We start from the raw sequence: 15,637 nt of genomic DNA, 5'->3' as shown, positions 1-15,637 counted from the left end.
CCCAACTTAAAAACAATGGCGGCGCACCGGCCTTATTTCTTCGTGATCTGATCGAAGACACCGCCATTGTCGAACTGTTCCGCTTGAACCTTCTTCCAACCGCCGAAATCACGAATAGTGACCAGGCTGATCTTCGGGAACTTGTCGGCGAACTTGGCGGCGATCGCCGGATTGGTCGGGCGGTAGTAATTCTGCCCGATAATCGTCTGGCCTTCGTCGCTATAGAGATAGTTGAGATATTCCTTGGCGGCCGCCAGGTTGCCATCTTTCAGAGCCACCTTGTCGACCACGGCGACCGGCGGTTCGGCCAGGATCGAGGTCGGCGGCACGACGATATCGAACTGGCCCTTGCCCAGGGCATTGACGGCCAGATAGGCTTCGTTTTCCCAGGCGATCAGCACGTCGCCGACGCCGCGTTCGACGAAGGTCACCGTCGAACCGCGGGCGCCGGTATCCAGCACCGGCACACGGTTGAACAGGTTCTTCAAGAATTCCTTGGCCAGGGCGTCGGTGCCCCAACGCTTCTTGGCGTAGGCATAGGCCGCCAGATAGTTCCAGCGCGCCCCGCCCGAGGTCTTCGGATTGGGCGTAATGACCGAGACATCGAGGCGGATCAGATCGTCCCAATCCTTGATCTTCTTCGGATTGCCCTTGCGGACCAGGAAGACGATGGTCGAGGTATAGGGCGTCGAATAGTTGGGGAAGCGGCCTTGCCAGGTCGGCGGCAGCAGGCCCGACTTGGCCGAGATATTGTCGATGTCGGCAGCCAGGGCCAGCGTGACGACATCGGCATTGACGCCGTCGATGACCGAGCGCGCCTGGGCGCCGGAGCCGCCGTGCGATTGGTTGATGGTGATGTCTTCGCCGGTCGTCGCCTTCCAATGTTTGGCGAAGGCGACATTATAGGCGGCGTAGAGCTCGCGTGTCGGATCGTAGGAGACGTTGAGCAGGGTGCGCGTCTTGGCGGACGCGCCACCGGCGAAGGCCAGGCCCGTGCCGGCTACGGCGGCGCCGGCCAACAGGGACGAGCCCAAAAAGTGTCTGCGGTTGAGGTTCATGTCGTGGTTCCTTGTCGAGGAGACGCCGGGCACTGCGGGCCATCATGCGTCGTTTCAGATAAAAATGCTATAAGGGCTGGAACATTCCAGGCTGCCCGTAGGCAGCCTGGCAAGGCCGACCGGCCGCCCGAGCTGATGCGAGGAGCCATGCGGCGATTGAGCTGAATCAGTAGCGGAACTGCACGCGGCCGGAGGCGAAGTCCTCGGTCTTGCGGTTGCCGGTAACGGCGCCGCCCTGATACTTCGTCTGATCCCAATCGGCGATCAGCTTGAGGTTTTCGCTAAGATACCAGGCCACGCCGACGCCGGTCGAAGTCGCCTTGCTGGCCGCCGTCGCCGCCGAAGCGAAACCACCGGTAAAGGCCGCGTTGTCGATGTCGTTATAACCGTAACGCGCCGTCAACTCGAACGCACCCCAACCCCCGTCCTTCAGGCTGAAATCGTGCGTCGGCTTGACCCCGCCCTTGAACGAGGCGTTCTCGCCTGTGATGATCCACGAACCCGAAACATCCAACCCGGTATTGGTCAGACGCGCCGTAGTGGTGCCCAGCTTGACGTCCTGCTTGACCTCGACATAGTCGGCCAACAGACCGAAATTGTTGAGATAGAACCAGGCCTGCGGGTTGGAACGGGTTTCCTTGCCGCTCGAAAACGCGCCGGTGGCATAGCTAAAGAAGGTCTGCTGGCCGATCGACTTGTAGCTCGGCAATTGCGTGGCGGTCAGGCTGCCGACATGCTTGCCGTCGGAACCGGCATAACCGATGCCGAAGCCCTGCAGCCAGACGATGTCCGAATTGGCGAACGGCGTGGCGAAGATGCGATAGGCAATATCCTTGTGGTTATCCAAATCGTTGTTCAGATTGACGCCGTCTTGCGAACCGTTGAACAGCCCGACCTGGTACTCCAACACGTTGGGAACCAGGGTCCCGAACACCTGGTAACCGACGTCGCGGTTGGGGACCAGGTTGGTCGACAACCCGCGCTCGGTCCAGATGACGTCGGCATCGGCCTGCAGGCGTTCCAGGCCCAGCGGCGACTTGAACTTACCGGCGCGCAACTGAATGGCGTCGCTGAACTTGTATTCGACATAGGCGTCGACGATCGAGTTCGACGCCGACGACGACCCACCCAGTTCCGGCGTCACCTTGAACGAAGCATTGCCGGCACGGCCCGAGAAGGTCGGGCGGATCAGGCGGTCGACGACTTCATCGCGCAAGGCGCCGCCGTCATTGCCGAAGCTGTGGGCGTCGACATTGACCTGGGCATTGATGCCGAACTGGTACTTGCCGTCGGCCGAGGTGAAGGTGAGGCCCTTCTTGTCGAGGGTGGCGACGGGCGTCTTGGCCGCGGCATTGGTGGCCAGCTCGGTATCGAGATCGTGCTGGCGCTTCAGCGTATCGAGTTCCTGTTGCAGGAATTCGATCTTTTCATCGGTGGTGAAAGGCGTGCCGTCGGCATGGGTGAACGGCGCCGGCGCCGCGCCCGGATCTTGGGCGAAGGCGGCGGGCGCGAAGGTGAGCGCGGCGGCCAAGGCAGCCAGGCTGATGATGGTTTTGGAGGTTCGCACGGATATGTTCCTTTGTGTCTGAGATGTGTTGGTGCACGGCAGCCGGTTTGCCGGCCGCCCTTTTTTGGTTTTAGGAAATACTCTCACTGAGGGGCTTGCCCCTCACATCGAAGCGCGTCTTTTCAGCGCGCTCGATCTGGACGATGCGGGAGTCGTGAACGACGATTTCCAGCGTGCCGAAGCGGATATTGCGCAAGGCCGCCAGAACATGGCGTTCGACCTCGCTCAACGTGTCGTGATGGGTAAAAACGGGGGTGGAATTTGGGCGCAGGGATGCGTCGGACGATACACTCATGTGAACCTCGTCTTGATTTGGAGTTGAATTTTGGTGGTCGGTTACGCTGTTAAGGATCTCAGCTCGGCAGGTTGCAGAACGAGATCCTGCAAACATCGGCCGTCGAGCACGGCGGAGAGGGCGTTACGCACCTCCAGCATCAGCTTGCGCAACTGACACGCCGCTTCGTCGCGGCAATCGTCGCACTTTTGATAGGCAGTCAGCGACGCGCAGCGGATCGGCGCCAAAGGCCCGTCGATAATGCGGATGATATCGCCCAGACGGATCTCGCTGGCCGGCTTGGCAAGAAAGTAACCGCCGAAAATGCCGCGCTTGGAATCGACGATTCCGTTCTGGCGGAGCTCCTGCAGGATGTTATCCAAGAACTTCTGCGGAATTTCCTGGGCCTCTGCGATCGCCTTGCTGGGTAGCGTGGGTGACTCGCTCTGAGCCATATGTATAAGCGCCTTCAACGCATATTTGGCTTTCATGGATAGCATGTGTTGCCTTTCCCGAAGCGGTGTCTGTAAACTACACCGATTTAATATGTTTTATACACCACTAGGTCAATGGTATTTAATCTAAACCGATTGTATAGCTATTCGGCATGATTGGGCCATAATTTGTTTGTGGATCGGGCTCAAGGAAGGTTTTGGCCACGGATAAGGCACGGATGCCGCTGCGCGGCACACGGATAACTTCCTGTTCAATGGCCGAAATCGTGACGGAGTGCCGTTTTTCTTATGCCTCCCTGCGTTTGCGCGGGGAGGGGGACCGACGCGCCCTTGCGCGTTGGTGGTGGGGTGTCTTACTTCCTGCTTCCTTATGTCGCTCTGACATACCGTGATGTCTTACCCACCCGCCGGCCCAGATTCCCACCATCCCTTGGTGGCCTGACAAGTCTCCAACGCCCGCCTGTAACCATCGCGATCCTTGATCCGAGCCAGATAGCTCTCTTCCACATCCCCCAACACATAGCCGACATTCCGCTTGGCCATCTGCAACGCATAGCCCACCGAAATATCGGCCGCGGTGAAATCCTCCCCGGCCAGATAAGGCGTCCGCGCCAATTGCCGGCGCACCAGGCTCAACCGCGTCTCGAACACATCCAAAGCCTGACGGGCGCTCCAATTATCCCGCTCGCTTTCAGGCGCGATATTCCGCGCCCCTGACACGAAATACATCGACCCAGCCAGCCCGGCTTCCCCCAAATGCAGGAACTGCTGATATAACGGAAACGCCGCATCACCCGCCCCAGGCGCCAAAGCCGTCGGCCCGTAACGCGCCATCAGATATTGCATGATGGCGATCGACTCGACCATGATCACGTCGCCGTCCTGCAAGGCCGGAATAAAGCCCGCCGGATTGATGGCCAGAAACTCCGGATCGTTCTCGACGCCCGCCAGCAGATCGACGCTCCTCAGCCTGTACGGCAGCCCCATCTCTTCCAGCAGCCACACCACCCGAAAGCCCCTGCCTTCGCCAAAAACCGTGATCATTCCGACCTCCTCTCCAAATCCAGCAATGCTAATTTCCCCTCGCCCCTTTCAAGGGGAGAGGGTGGCCGAAGGCCGGGTGAGGGGTCCTTTCTTGAAGCCGCTCCTCACGCCGGCACATACCGCAACATCATCGCTTCCCCGACCGGCTCACTGCCCACCAACCTTAACCCCGGCCGAGCCCCATGAAAGAAAGCCTTCCCCCCACCCAACACCACCGGCAGAAAATACAACCGATACTCATCGATCAGCCCCATCTCGGTCAAACTCCCGGCCAATTCCGCCCCAGCCACATCGATCTCGCCCTCCCGCTCAGCCTTCAACCGGCGAACAAACCCCTCAACATCCCCATCCACCAAAGTCGCATTCGGCCCAACGGACTTCAAAGTCCGCGACACAACCCATTTGGGCTGCCCCCGCCAGGCATCCGCGAAATCGCGCCCGACCTCGTCCTGTCCCGGCCGATCCTCGTCCCAATAACGCATCATTTCATAGATCCGCCGCCCGTAAAGGCAGCCGGCCAAGCCGCGCACGTGGTCGTTGAAATGACGATGCAGCACCTCGCTCGGCACCGGCATCCCGGGTACGCCCTCATCCCCGGAGCCATGGCCGGCGATATAACCATCCAGCGACTGCATCATTCCGAACACCAACCTGGCCATGCGCTTTCCTCTTTGTTCCCCTCCGCCCCGCCCTGTGCTATCAGCAGCCTCAGCCCAAAACCACCACGATTTTGCAACCGGTCTGCCGAACGAACCCAATGGGCAATGCTACCTTACGCGCAGCCATCCGGAGCTACAGATGCACATATCGCAACGAGGAGCGTTTTTCTTGATCCTCCCCGCTTGCCGGGGAGGGGGACCGACGCGCTCTTGCGCGTTGGTGGTGGGGTTTCTTGCTATCCAGACTCCACAACTAATGAGCTGTGTGAATCTGATAGACGCCTTCTGACCGACGTTTCTAACCACTAAGTCATTCCCCTCTAACCCGTCACGGACGCCCCCCAATGAACCGCCGCCGCTCAGGATGCCCGGTCAACCTCACCCTGGAAACCTTCGGCGACCGCTGGAGCCTGATCGTCCTGCGCGACATCATGTTCAGCCCCAACCGTACCTTCCGCGCGCTCCTCACCCACAGCATCGAAGGCATCGCCTCCAACATCCTGGCCGACCGACTGAAACGCCTGACCGCCCACGGCCTTCTCTCCCGCAGCGGCGACCCCGACCACAAACAAAAAGCCGTCTACAGCCTCACCATAAAGGCGATCGACCTTGTCCCCCTGATGGCCGTCATGGGCAGCTGGGGCCTGCGCCACACCCTGCCATCGACCGAGCTCTCGATCCGCGCCCAAATCCTCGAAGACGGCGGCCCGCAACTATGGTCCGAATTCATGGCCGAGCTCCGCCATCTCCACCTGGGCGCGCCCCAACCCGACGCGCCGGTCCTCGCCAAAATGCAAGCAGCCTACGAATCCGCCCTTGCAGCCAAAACCCGCTCACCCGATGTCGTCTTGCCTGTATTGTAATGCCCGCTTGGCAGGATCGTAATCCTCGACAAAGCGAAGAAGCGCCATGACGTCCATCCCTACAGCATTTGTAACGGAACCGCGCTTGCTGACCTAAGGCCAGGCGCATACATTGAACGCTGTTTTCCAGGGGACACCATTGATGCGCAATCTTTTCGCAGCGTGCCTGTTGGCGCTCGCGGCTGTCATGGTGCCTGTCACCGTCATGGCCGTCACCGCTCCCGATCTCTACGGCGCCGACAAGATCATCCCCGGCCGCAACGCCTATATCGAAGACAAGGTCGCGGCTTTCAACGCCAAAAAGGTCAGTGACCCGGAGGCGACCCTGATGATCGTCACCGCCCTTAATCCGGATAATCCCAGCTATGTCACCGCGCTGTCGGCATATGCCGGCCCGGCCAGCGACTACAGCTTCCTGGTCGGCATACTGTCCATCGATCCAAAGAATGGCATGGCGGCCTGGGCCATGGCGGAAAAGCTCACCAACGCAGGCTTCCATACCCTGGCCCTGCCTTATCACCGCATCGCTTCGGACGCCTATCCGACCGCCTATTCGACGCAGAACAAGGCCGGCCTGAACGCCTACTTCGCCGGCGATTGGGCAGCGTGCATCTTTTATTTCGACCGCAGCCGCCGGATCGACCACCCTTACGCGTTCGGCGCCGATGAGTATGCCAAGCTCGGCGAATGTAACGCGTTCGCTGGCAACAACGAGCAGGCCATCAGCAATTTCAAGGCGGCCATCAGCCGCGACGCATCGATCGCCGGGACCTTTGGCGCGCGCATGGTCGAAGACAAGGTGTTCGGCGGCTGTAAGGGCTCGGCCGCCACAAAGACCGCCTCAGCCACCAAATTCTTCGCCGGCGGCAAGGCCTATGAAGCTTATCGCGACGTCCACGCCGCCCTGGTCTGCGACCCCGGCTATATCCCCGCCCTGGACTTGCGCCTGAAGATCGAGGAGGCCGACCCCAATCTAAGCGCTCACGCCCACGCTCACCGCAAGTTGCTCGACAATATCCGCGACGGCGGTCAGACCAATGCCCGCGACACCGCGGACTTGAAACCGCGCACGGCCACTCAGCTGATTACAGAGGCAAGCAAGTTGGACATGACGGTATCGAACCGCAATGTCGCCTGGGTCGCCTATCTGGCGAGCCAGGCCCTGCGGCTTGAGCCCGACAACTGGGAGGCTAATCTCTACATGGCGCGCGCCCTGGTCAATCTTGGCGACGACCGGCTCAATGCGATGGCGTGGGCCGCCCTGACGAAGGCGGACGTCACCTCGGGCCCGCTCAGTATTGACCGCGCCACGATCCACAATGCCCGCGGCGTCCTGTATCACCGGGCCGGGCTGAATGTAGAGGCCCTGGCCGAATTGAATGCCGCGATCGCGATTTCGCCCGCCGACATGCGCTTTTATCTCATGCGCGGTATCGTTCTGGTGGCCCTCGGAGCACCGGACAAGGCCATCGCGGATTTCGATTTCGTCGTGCGTTTCCAACCGAAGAACACGGCCGCGCTGACCATGCGCGCCAAGCTCTATTACCAGCAAAAGAATTGGGCGGCGGCGCGCGGCGAACTTGAAAATATCTATGCGCTCGCGCCAGACAACGACGGCGTGCGCGCTGACATCATCCGGATGCTGGACTTGGAAGGCAATACGTCCGAGGCCAATGCCCGGCACCGTGACTTCCTGGTCGACGATGAGCCCGGGGCGCAAGGCAATGCCTACCTGGCCAAGCGCGCCACCCCCGTAATGCTGGCCGAAGCTGCGACCTTGCGAGGCAAAAATGCCGCGGAGGCCGGCCGCAAGGCGGCGATCGTCAAATTGCAGGCGATACAGGAAAGCTATACCGGCGCCGACTGGGCCAAGAACGATCATGTCCGTTATGTGGAACAGCAGTTGGAGCGCGGCACCAGCAACCCGGACAGCGAACGCAAGGAGGTCGTGCGACTTATCGATGCGGCCGTCAGCAATTATCGCGACACCATGACGTTGATCCTGGACCTGAAGGGATCGGACCTCGCCAGTTATGTCAGACCCGATGAGATCGCCGAACTCGACCGCCTCTACGAGGAAAGTTCGCAGTGGGTCGACCACATGCTGGAATCGCGCAAGCGCTACAGATGGGAATAATACCAAGCGCCATGTGCTATGCCGAGCCAGGCCATCGGCGGGCGCGCCCAGCCGGTTCTCGCCAAAATGCAGGCAGCCTATGAAGCCGCCATCGCGCTTTAAGGAAGCGTCCATTTCCAAGTGACGCGGACCTTGTCGCCAGGCCGATATGTACCCGTCTCCAGCCGTGCTCCGGTCTGGAATAATTTGACGGTCGCGTCGCCAAAGCCATATCCGCGTGGCACCTCTTGTATAGTCGTGCATCTGTTCGGGATGCCCGACTTCGTCGCGACGCATTCGACAGTCACCGATCCTTCAACCTCGTCATCGATGGCCCGCCGTGGATAAAGCCGAGCCGCGTCTTCAACGGATGGCATGAGCGCCCACCTTGCCGATATGTAGCTCGGCCGTGAAGATCCCGTACGCGCCTGCATATCTTGCCACCTGCCCGTTAGAAGCTCTGGCGGCGGCGCCACATCGGCAGCCGTCATCATGCCGCGATGGAAATCCACGGCCGAAAACGTCGCGAAGGTGGTCAGCACCAGTCCCGATTTGCGAAGGACGATGCCGTCGCGGGTCACGCATTCGCTCCACGGGAAGGACTCCACATTGCTGGGGTCGCTGCGCGGGTGTCCGTATATCCGGCACTTTTCGCCGGCAATGGTCGCAATGCCGACCAATTTGCCTGGGGGAGGGGATCCTTCCGGCGTCATTTCCGTCACCCTCAGACCGGCGACGCGGCCATTGGCAGCGACGCCCACCACTATGACATGGCTGCCATTGACATGGCTGCCATTGCTATAGCGTCGCCCGTAGGGGCTATGCTCCAGGCTCAGATCGCCGAAACGCCGGTTTTCGATAAAGGCATTATAGGCCCCCGGGTTATCGTCTTTCAGCATAACGGCATAGTTGGCGCCGGTGCCGCGGCCCGACCAATCGCCATAGGATGCCAGATCGAGCGCGCCGCCCCCCAGGCTGACCTCGGACGGCGTGACGCGCCGGCGCACAAGCCGCGTCACGCGCGTCGTGCGCTGAGGCTTGCCATCGGCCGTCAATGCGCCATGCCATAACAATATGCCGTCGCCCGTGATGCATTCGGCTTCGCGGAAACCTTTGAGGACCGGCATCTCATTGGTAAACACCTTGATGGCGCACCATTCGCCGTGCCAGCGGTCGAAGCGGCCGCTGTCGACCCGCTGCCGGCCGTAAACAACCGTGATCGCTTCCATATTGAGGCCGACCGGCTTTCCCGAGGCGTCGCGGGTGACCTTCCACCAATAACCGGCATCGAGATCGGCCAGGGACGAGGTCGGGCTCTGACCGTCGCTTTCTTGCCGCTGCCTGTTGCCGGAACGATAGACGGTAACGTGCTGGACCGGCCCCCCGCCGTTCTGATTCACCTCCATGTCGGCGACATAGTCGACGGCCTTCGTGGTCATGTAGATGTCGCCGGTTGTCAGGACGGGCTCGCCCGCGAGAGGCGGGGCAGGCCGTGTGGCCAGGACCAGATAGGACGTGATGTCACTGCGGAACGACCAAAGCAGGCATACGGCGAGGCCGGCGGTACCGGCAAACAACAACAACCGCCTCGATGGTAGCTTAATGCCTTTCCAGGATTTGTCGTTGTGCATCTTCCGCTCCCACCCGCCACGCACAATCGCATCAAGGTAGAAAACGGCCGGTTAAGGAATCGCATGGTGAATTTCAAATTCAAAGGCAATGCGCTCTGACATATTAGACAAGGCGATCGACCTTGTCCCCCTGATGGTCGTCATGGGCAGTTGGGGCGTGCGTCACACCCTCCCATCAACCGAGCTCTCCATCCGAGCCCAAATCCTCGAAGACGGCGGCCCTGAGCTCTGGTCCGACTTCATGGCCGAGCTCCGCCATCTCCACCTCGGCGCCCCCCAACCCGAAGAACCGGTCCTCGGCAAAATGCAGTCGGCCTACGATGCCGCCATGGCGGCGACTCGCTCGGGTGCTAGCACCTTGATGTTCGCCTCCTGCGACAATGCTGATAGTATCTCTTGATTGCCTATGTGGGCAGCGACGACGCCATCTAGACAGTATCAGTTTGCCACAAACTCGCTCTTAGAAATTATACCTGATTTCGGTAAGCTGAAGGGACTTAGGCAATGGTGCAGGTTGGGCTTTGGATCGAGCGCCCATCGAGAAAAAGTTGGGACGGGATCAATTTATTTGCACACGGAGTTCTTACGCAAATTAATAAGCGACTTTGATCTCAGTGCCCTCGATCCCGCATTTATGCTCGGTTTTCAACGCGCTTATTAGACGTCCATCTTTTGGTCTATCGCTTGCATTAAGGAGGGGCAGCAACTTACAGCTGTTGATTTGCTGGGCGATTTAAGCCAAGTTGCATTTTGAGACAACCTAACACTGCTGTTGGAGCGCGATGTGAACGAATTACTTGATCCAAATGAAGTGGCCGCAACAGCGCTCTCGAACCTCATAAGCAGGGCATTCAATAGTGTCAGCCTCAAAGCCACCACAGCTGCCAAAAATTCATGGTCAAAAATATTTGAAGACTTTTCGCCATTTATGAAAGATGCGTACCAAAAGAATGCGTTTGTGAGACTGCTATCACAAAAAGACAGAGATGTTGAACTATATTCTGTTTACGTGAATTCTTCATTTATGTGTGAAAATAAGTCATTTAACGATGATGAATTAATTTATAGTATTAGAGAAGGTAGAAATTTAGTTATAAATGGAAACGGCGGTGCCGGAAAAACTTTCTTTATGAGGCATTTGTGGTTAAGTTTATTCAAGGAAGGTGAGGAATTTACACCTATATTTATAGAACTGAGGAAATTAAATGATCTTACAAGTACTGATTTGAAGTCTTTTATTAGGCTGTCTATATCTAGGAAAAAGGAGCTTGACGATAGTTTGTTTTCTTATTTTTGTGAATCAGGAAGATTTTGTTTTATATTGGACGGGTTTGACGAAATTGTTCAGTCTCAAAGAGACTTTGTTCAGCGTCAAATTCTGCAGTTAAGCAGCGACTATAGAAATTGCCGCTTCGTTGTTTCTAGTCGCTATGAGAGCAGATTTGCAGGCTGGCAGAATTTTGACTTGTACGAATCTCAGCCATTTACCCTAGTCAAGGTTAAAAAACTGATAGAATTAGTTCCATTTGACCAATCTGCAAAAAGATTATTTCAAAAGCAACTAGATAAAGATTTTTATGAACAAAATAAAAGTTTTTTATCTAATCCTTTATTGGCAATAATGATGCTAATGACGTTCAAGGAAAATATGGACATTCCTCGGCGGATGAATATTTTTTATGATCAAGCTTTCACTACGTTATTTCAGTGGCATGATGCCACAAAAGCTTTCAATAGAGAGAAGACGTTGGATATTGACGAGTTTCAGCGCTCTTTTGGCATGTTCTGCCTCTTAAGTTATCATCAAGAGAAGTTCGAATTTACCAAATCTGAGGTAATCGATTTCATAACCAAGAGTAACAAAATTTGTGGTATAAATAAAGATGCGGAACTTGTTTTGGTGGATTATGAACAGACTGTAAATCTATTGAGACAGGATGGTCTAAAGTACGTTTTTATACATAGGTCATTCCAAGAGTATTTTTGTTCATATGCGATGATAAGAATAAATCCATCGAAATTTGCCGAAATATTTTCTGCTATTAGAAAGAGGTATAATGACAACGTTTTGATTATGTGCTTCGAAATGAATAAAAGCATTGTTATAGAAAGTTATGTGAGGCCATTATATCAGCAATTAACAGATGACAATATTTTCAAATTATCTTCCGGCGACAAATTTTATTTACTAAATCACATGGATGTTAAATATAATTTGCGAACCAGTAGCCGCTTGGCCGGATCGTATCAATCATTAGGCTCTATGGGTTTTTCAATCAACGAACCTGTGGAAGAGTTCTTGAATAATGTTAGCAGGTTAATGGGGTATAAAAACGATCGATTGAGCTACTCTGGTACGGTGATGTTTCACAATGACATATTTTCTCTTTTTGATGAAGTAGTGAAAACGGTTAAAAGTAATTGTGGTTTTCGCTGCGTTTTAAAATTTGATCCAGACGAAGTATTAGTCGATGTAACGGGAGCCAAAGAAGATGAAGACGACAAATTAGATGAACACGCAGTGGAGGAAAGCATGATACTGGCTCTGCAGAGAAAGCAGGAGGATTTAGCCATAATAGAAAAAAGAATGAGTGATGAAATGGAAAAACTCAGAAAATGGTGCGCTAGAGAAATAGACAAAAACAATAAACGTGAAAAATCCCTAGATGCTATTTTAGGGTTGTAAAATAGTTAACTTTCACGAAAAACCATAGTTTTTATACGGTGGGCAATGTTCTGAGGCTTCAATTACTAATATTTTTTTTGTCTAATATGTGTGCTTGGCGGAACTATATTAAATGTATAGCTTTACATCTTTCAAACGGCCAAGATCTTACTTGGAACTGCTACGGTTCTAAATGCCAAAAAGTAATACCGTAAGCCGCGGGACTTGCGCCGTAACTTGTGCCTTTGGGGTCGGTGAAAGCCACCCAGAATTCAGATGGGGGATTAAAATGTACGGATTCAAATCCGACTCCACCTAGCCCTTTTAATAGAGTGGTAAAAGATTGGGAGGTTAGAACGCCCATTTCTCGACGTACGCCGAGCGCCTCCTTCAGGAGGTATTTTTCAAAATTGGCGGCCGTCTTGCACTCAACGCCTAACGCAATTTCGTAATAGCCGGGATAACCGTTGTCGGTCGTTACCACGACAATATCTATCTCGTGCCGCTGGCTGTTATCGCAGGCGGCGGTTTGGTAGTGACCTAGCGTGTCGAATTCAATATCGACAAATATCCAATACAACGGATCGTCGCTTGGGAAAGCGCGCACTTCAAAGTGGGGATCTGTCGTTTTGATCATTCCTGGGGCGCCTTTAAATTTCAAGCTGTTTCCTTGAAAATTTAGGTGAAACCCTGCGGCTTGCATTTGTTCAATTACATTCGCCAAAACGAAAACTTCATACAATTTACCATCGGACAAGCCATTCAATAGCCCTTGGTCGGCGGGAGTTGATGTCCGGTATTGATCAAATATTGCCTCGATCTCTGTTATCGCAGCCTGCTTATCCAACGGGCGTCCCTCCACGTAGTTGGAGATTCAGCACTAGTGCTCGTAAAGACCGACGGAGTACGGAAAAGTTTGGTGCCATCATTAGGTCGACGTCGTCGCGAATCAGATCGTCGGTAAGGCGTTCGATCACAACATTTTCGATACGTCTGCCAACCACGACCTCGATTCGATCGAGCGCACTCTTAAGGACGCTACCGTCCCGGACGGCAAGAAAACGTTCAAAAGCGATGAGCATGAAGATCAGATGTTTTTCCGGCGGCAAGAGGCGAACGCCACCTTCGCCATCGTCCTGAACATAATGGCGCTCGTCAGCCACTTCGCGTGCGCCCACGCTGATAAGTTGGGCCTCCGTCCGGCGAATAAGGTCGCGGTAATCATCCTCGTCCAACGGAAACTCCCTTTTCAGCGCGACATTGCGCCTTGGCTTAGGCCAGATGCCATGTTCAGGGGTATGGTTTAATTGGCCAGTACCTCTTAGGCTCTTCTAACAGCCTTTTGAGCCCGTAGATAAATAGGAATTTTGAGAAAAAGGTGTCGGTGAGAAAAAGGTGTCAGCAGTGAGAAAAAGGTGTCAGAGTCATTTTTTGGGATTTCGGGGACGCCTTACTGAATCCCCACTTTCACAAAGACATGACCGGCTTTTCGTGAGCGCGCGACGACCGACCTAACAGTCAACCCCGTTCAACCGCCTGACATCTTGCGGCGATAGGCTGGGAGCACCCTGATCCTGGCATCGACAAAGGTGGCGTAGCAATTGACCCGCGCCGCTTCGGGTATCTCGTCATAAGACGTGGCGGCCGTGTAATCGCAGGAATCGGAAGCAAATTTCGCCCAGCTGTCCTCCGCCTTCGTCAGGGGCGCCGCCGCGATTTCGGGGACCGATTTCGGGGACGCCTTACTGAATCCCCGATCCTAAGGCTGGCATCTCCATCAACGCTTGGCCGGTAAATACCCGGCCGCGATTCGCTAACGCCTAACCATCTGCACAATAAACTTTGAGACAATTGTATATCGGCAAGGCGTCGTTGACGCGCAATCCGCGTTGCGCGACAAAGGCTGAGCGGGGAGGGCCATTCATGAGTATCAAGCTTTTAGCGCTTGTGGCGGCCACCATGCTGCTTCCGGCGATGGCTCGTGCAGAGCAACCGCCATTATGCAAAGCGGAAAAGTCCGATGACTGGCCGAACAATTTCAGTGTTGCCTACGATTGTCGCTACCAGTTTCCGGCCCCCATACCCGGCCGCGTGGTCGAATTCGACCAGGAGGGCAGATTTGCCCTGTACGACCATGGAATCGAAATAACCTTGGCCCCGTTCGGTGCGCCGTCGCAGATCGCATGGGCGCCCAACGGCCAATATTTCTACATCAACGACGGCCAAGGCTCCGGCCTCGACAGTGCGCTCAATCTCTACGACCTGACGGGGGGCGGCATTATCGACAACCTCACTATCCGCCGCGATCTCTATCGCATCTTCGCGACCAAGCTTCATTGCAAGGTTGAGAGCAAGATTCCGACCACCTGGGGCATTGGCTGGTCGAAGGGCGTGACCAAGCTCTACGTCTTGGTCCAATCCCTGCCGGGGCAATATTGTGAAGACGAGGCCGCGTTCTATGTCGCTACCGTCGCCCTGCCGTCCGGCCGAGTCCTGGCATTTGAGCCGGCCGATATCGCACGGCGAAAATTTCGCGCCATGCTGCCAGCCAATATGCGTAAAGAAGCGGGAGAGTAAGGGACGCCTTACTGAATCCCCTGATCCTGGCATCGACAAAGCCAGTCACGTTGCGCGCCATGTGAATCAAGGTGACTAGCCTGCAAGTGTTCATGATGTCTTCAGGACTGAACTCCTTGCCTCGCCCGCCCTCCGGCTGTAGCCTTGTCTGAGATTTGGGGGAATTATGACAGCGACATCACCGAAACCACCGAACGGGTTTGCGCTTGCAATAGGCGGATGGTTGAGCGGGGCCGGCCTGGCGAGTTGGTTCGCGCTTTTCCATTTCGTCGACAAATGGAAAATGACCGGTCCACAGACACCTACCGGCGACTTCATCTACGCGCACGTCGAACACGGTGGCTTGACCTACTTCAACGCCCTGCAATCGACGGCGTCGCATCTGTATCTTCCGGTCTGGGGTACGGCGGCGGTGGGTATACTGATTGCAAATGCCGCCTACGGGGAAAATGCCTTCCGGCGGAGGCGCATGACGCGTGCTGACCTGCCGATAATTATATTCCAACTCCTGGGTGCAGCGGTCGCGATCGCCGCGATCTATTTTTATGGTCACGAAATTCTCGACGCACTCGTGAACAGCCCATTTAGACCCGGCAACGACGATCTGAGTATGGTTCACCATAACTGAATACCACGCAGTCAGATCCTGCCATCCCCGGATGGCCGGGCGTGCCAACGGGATATCTCCAACGCCAGAAGGCCGGCAACATCTTACCAATTAATTGGAT

The 15,637-nt window shown here is 55.7% G+C and carries 15 protein-coding genes; 6 read left to right on the top strand and 9 right to left on the bottom strand.

Annotation, left to right across the window (positions count from 1 at the left end; translation table 11 throughout):
* Nucleotides 1-32: 32 nt before the first annotated feature.
* The 6 genes from AC1DX3_RS12530 to AC1DX3_RS12505 all read right to left on the bottom strand — a co-directional run bounded on the left by AC1DX3_RS12530 (nucleotide 33) and on the right by AC1DX3_RS12505 (nucleotide 5,057).
* Complete coding sequence (locus tag AC1DX3_RS12530; RefSeq protein WP_476989635.1) at nucleotides 33-1,058, bottom strand: sulfate ABC transporter substrate-binding protein; 1,026 nt, start codon at nucleotides 1,056-1,058, stop codon at nucleotides 33-35.
* 166 nt (nucleotides 1,059-1,224) lie between these two features.
* Entirely contained in the window at nucleotides 1,225-2,625 is a 1,401-nt protein-coding gene (locus AC1DX3_RS12525) for an OprO/OprP family phosphate-selective porin (protein ID WP_476989634.1), read from the bottom strand.
* 70 nt (nucleotides 2,626-2,695) lie between these two features.
* Nucleotides 2,696-2,920 carry a YezD family protein gene (locus AC1DX3_RS12520; RefSeq protein ID WP_476989633.1) on the bottom strand — a complete coding sequence of 75 codons (225 nt, stop codon included), beginning with the start codon at nucleotides 2,918-2,920 and terminating at the stop codon, nucleotides 2,696-2,698.
* A gap of 41 nt (nucleotides 2,921-2,961) precedes the next feature.
* Entirely contained in the window at nucleotides 2,962-3,390 is a 429-nt protein-coding gene (locus AC1DX3_RS12515; protein WP_476989632.1) for an RrF2 family transcriptional regulator, read from the bottom strand.
* A gap of 360 nt (nucleotides 3,391-3,750) precedes the next feature.
* Nucleotides 3,751-4,398 carry a glutathione S-transferase family protein gene (locus tag AC1DX3_RS12510; RefSeq protein ID WP_476989631.1) on the bottom strand — a complete coding sequence of 216 codons (648 nt, stop codon included), beginning with the start codon at nucleotides 4,396-4,398 and terminating at the stop codon, nucleotides 3,751-3,753.
* A 104-nt stretch (nucleotides 4,399-4,502) separates the two neighbouring features.
* Complete coding sequence (locus AC1DX3_RS12505) at nucleotides 4,503-5,057, bottom strand: dihydrofolate reductase family protein (RefSeq protein ID WP_476989630.1); 555 nt, start codon at nucleotides 5,055-5,057, stop codon at nucleotides 4,503-4,505.
* A gap of 344 nt (nucleotides 5,058-5,401) precedes the next feature.
* Between AC1DX3_RS12505 and AC1DX3_RS12500 the strand changes: the two genes are divergently transcribed.
* Both AC1DX3_RS12500 and AC1DX3_RS12495 read left to right on the top strand, forming a co-directional pair.
* Nucleotides 5,402-5,920 (top strand): winged helix-turn-helix transcriptional regulator, encoded by a 519-nt coding sequence (locus AC1DX3_RS12500; RefSeq protein ID WP_476989629.1) that lies wholly within the window; start codon nucleotides 5,402-5,404, stop codon nucleotides 5,918-5,920.
* Between the two features lie 142 nt (nucleotides 5,921-6,062).
* Nucleotides 6,063-8,057, top strand: a complete 1,995-nt coding sequence (locus AC1DX3_RS12495; protein WP_476989628.1) for a tetratricopeptide repeat protein — start codon at nucleotides 6,063-6,065, stop codon at nucleotides 8,055-8,057.
* Between the two features lie 98 nt (nucleotides 8,058-8,155).
* Here the strand turns inward: AC1DX3_RS12495 and AC1DX3_RS12490 are convergent, their stop codons facing one another.
* Complete coding sequence (locus tag AC1DX3_RS12490) at nucleotides 8,156-9,667, bottom strand: hypothetical protein (RefSeq protein ID WP_476989627.1); 1,512 nt, start codon at nucleotides 9,665-9,667, stop codon at nucleotides 8,156-8,158.
* Nucleotides 9,668-9,755: 88 nt separating this feature from the next.
* On the opposite strand from AC1DX3_RS12490, the gene AC1DX3_RS12485 reads away from it, so the two are divergent.
* Both AC1DX3_RS12485 and AC1DX3_RS12480 read left to right on the top strand, forming a co-directional pair.
* Nucleotides 9,756-10,067 (top strand): hypothetical protein, encoded by a 312-nt coding sequence (locus AC1DX3_RS12485; protein ID WP_476989626.1) that lies wholly within the window; start codon nucleotides 9,756-9,758, stop codon nucleotides 10,065-10,067.
* A gap of 384 nt (nucleotides 10,068-10,451) precedes the next feature.
* Nucleotides 10,452-12,353 carry an NACHT domain-containing protein gene (locus AC1DX3_RS12480; RefSeq protein WP_476989625.1) on the top strand — a complete coding sequence of 634 codons (1,902 nt, stop codon included), beginning with the start codon at nucleotides 10,452-10,454 and terminating at the stop codon, nucleotides 12,351-12,353.
* Nucleotides 12,354-12,513: 160 nt separating this feature from the next.
* Here the strand turns inward: AC1DX3_RS12480 and AC1DX3_RS12475 are convergent, their stop codons facing one another.
* Together AC1DX3_RS12475 and AC1DX3_RS12470 are read right to left on the bottom strand one after the other, a co-directional pair.
* Nucleotides 12,514-13,179 carry a hypothetical protein gene (locus tag AC1DX3_RS12475; protein WP_476989624.1) on the bottom strand — a complete coding sequence of 222 codons (666 nt, stop codon included), beginning with the start codon at nucleotides 13,177-13,179 and terminating at the stop codon, nucleotides 12,514-12,516.
* Entirely contained in the window at nucleotides 13,172-13,567 is a 396-nt protein-coding gene (locus tag AC1DX3_RS12470; RefSeq protein WP_476989623.1) for a hypothetical protein, read from the bottom strand. Before AC1DX3_RS12470 ends, AC1DX3_RS12475 begins: the two co-directional genes overlap by 8 nt.
* A gap of 688 nt (nucleotides 13,568-14,255) precedes the next feature.
* Between AC1DX3_RS12470 and AC1DX3_RS12465 the strand changes: the two genes are divergently transcribed.
* Together AC1DX3_RS12465 and AC1DX3_RS12460 are read left to right on the top strand one after the other, a co-directional pair.
* Nucleotides 14,256-14,909 (top strand): hypothetical protein, encoded by a 654-nt coding sequence (locus AC1DX3_RS12465; RefSeq protein ID WP_476989622.1) that lies wholly within the window; start codon nucleotides 14,256-14,258, stop codon nucleotides 14,907-14,909.
* Between the two features lie 166 nt (nucleotides 14,910-15,075).
* On the top strand, nucleotides 15,076-15,537 hold the full coding sequence (locus AC1DX3_RS12460; protein WP_476989621.1) for a hypothetical protein: 462 nt from the start codon (nucleotides 15,076-15,078) through the stop codon (nucleotides 15,535-15,537).
* The last annotated feature ends 100 nt before the right edge of the window (nucleotides 15,538-15,637 follow it).

It is taken from the genome of Asticcacaulis sp. P2_B1, assembly GCF_056404915.1.
The sequence above is the reverse complement of the archived record's forward strand: the minus strand, read 5'-3'. Positions and strand labels throughout refer to the sequence as shown.